2 protein-coding genes are annotated in these 1,708 nt (G+C 29.4%); both read right to left on the bottom strand.

Annotation, left to right across the window (positions count from 1 at the left end; translation table 11 throughout):
* Positions 1 to 248 precede the first annotated feature (248 nt).
* Entirely contained in the window at positions 249 to 515 is a 267-nt protein-coding gene (locus QI30_RS19375) for a hypothetical protein (protein WP_126992117.1), read from the bottom strand.
* 360 nt (positions 516 to 875) lie between these two features.
* On the bottom strand, positions 876 to 1,708 hold an 833-nt coding region (locus QI30_RS20690), incomplete at its 5' end, for a hypothetical protein (RefSeq protein WP_158621100.1).

The raw sequence follows: 1,708 nt of genomic DNA, 5'->3' as shown, positions 1-1,708 counted from the left end.
ATTTTTTTGTAATTTCACTTCTAAATCTAGCGGTAATATGAGTTGATTCATGTTATAATTTTTATACATAAAGAGTCTCCTTTTGGTTGGTTTGGTGTGGTAACTTAATTTTATCAAAAGGGGCTCTTTTTATTCTATACAAAAACAAAAAAATTACAGATAAAAAGGACTTCGGCATCTTCATTTGCCGAAGTCCTTTCTTTAGCTAGGGTTTTGTCCCAGCCGCTTTCGTTATTCAAAGGTAGTATTTAAATTTTATAAAAGTGCAAAGATTTTAACTTCCTATATAATTTATCTTTTAAATAATCTGAGTTATCAAGATAACCAATTTCTTTAGAAATACGTAGTGCTGTGACGGAATTACACCGTTCTTGAATAGCAGGAATATATTTTTCAATTTTTCTTTTCACTTCAACATTTTCTAATTCTTCAACTAAAGATTCGAAAATAGTCAGTTCACTAAGATAATATTCTTTTAATTCTTCTTCACTTAATAATCTAATATCATTAGTCATTAGCTCATTCCTCTCTCTTTGAAAAAAAGAAAGCGATATACCTTAAAGGCAGATCGCTAAGATTGCTAACGCTAAGCGCCAGTCAATCGCAAACTCGAACGAGCCGAATTTGAGTTGCATTTATATTCCCCTTTTTACAGTCTGGGATTAGCTGCTAGGCAAGACTGTAAGGCATAGTTTTAATAGATTTCGCTATAAGCTAACTTTAAACTGTGTGGAAAAAAAAGTAAATAATGCATTTTTGATATATAAGGTGTTTTATAGTGAGTAAATATTAATACAAAATTAAAAAGGTTAACAAATAATATTTGGATAACATTTAAAGAAGTCACAATCACTATAAAAACGATTTAAAGTATATTAATTGGAATTCTTAATTTCTGTAATGAAATATTGATTATTACTACCTTCTACCAAGAAAAGCTTTTTATTATCTGAAATAGTGAATGTTATTTTTGTAGAGCGAGTATATAATATTGGTCCATTTTTAAATGGGTAAATTCTAGAAGCGATTTCATCTTTATCTCCGTTTATATCTTTCCCGTTTACGAAAAGCATTCTTTGAACGAATTTGGAATCAATTAAAACATGAGCATAGACAGTAATAGGATTGCTGTGTCCATCAGGATAAAAAGTCATAGGTCCGATACCTACTGTTCTTCTTCCAGTGTTTTTAAAGCTCATAATAAGATAATTTATTGATTTATCATATTCTTCTTCATCCGCCATCACAATTAGTTTCTCAACGACATCATAAGGAATACTAACGTTAATAGGTTTTGAATAACTACTAGATTTTTTCTTACCTTTAGAATCTTTAATAGCCTTAACTTTAAACTTATAATCATAGCCTTCTACTAAATAAATACCCCATTCATCACTGTCAAATTGATTGCTATTTACTTCTTCTATTACTTCTGTCTTCTTAGTTTTTCTATTGTACAAAACAAACTTATAATAACTTGCGCCTTTTACTTTTCCCCATTTGAATTTAACAGAGTAACGGGTGCTGCCTGGACTCTCTAATTTATAAAAGTACTGTGGATCTAAAGGAGAAAATCTAATTGCTCCATCTGCTTTTTTCGATACAAGTTTTAAATTACTAGGTGTCTGTAATTGTGAACTTGCTGCTTTAGCATTTTTAGAATTGATACCTAAAATTAAAATCATACCAACAAGAAATAAATAAAATA

Source organism: Candidatus Kurthia intestinigallinarum (assembly GCF_003991225.1).
Lineage (GTDB): Bacteria > Bacillota > Bacilli > Bacillales_A > Planococcaceae > Kurthia > Kurthia populi.
The sequence above is the reverse complement of the archived record's forward strand: the minus strand, read 5'-3'. Positions and strand labels throughout refer to the sequence as shown.

Excerpts from the sequence above, each read along its gene's own strand:
- QI30_RS19375 (WP_126992117.1), bottom strand. The coding sequence starts at position 515 with ATGACTAATGATATTAGATTATTAAGTGAAGAAGAATTAAAAGAATAT.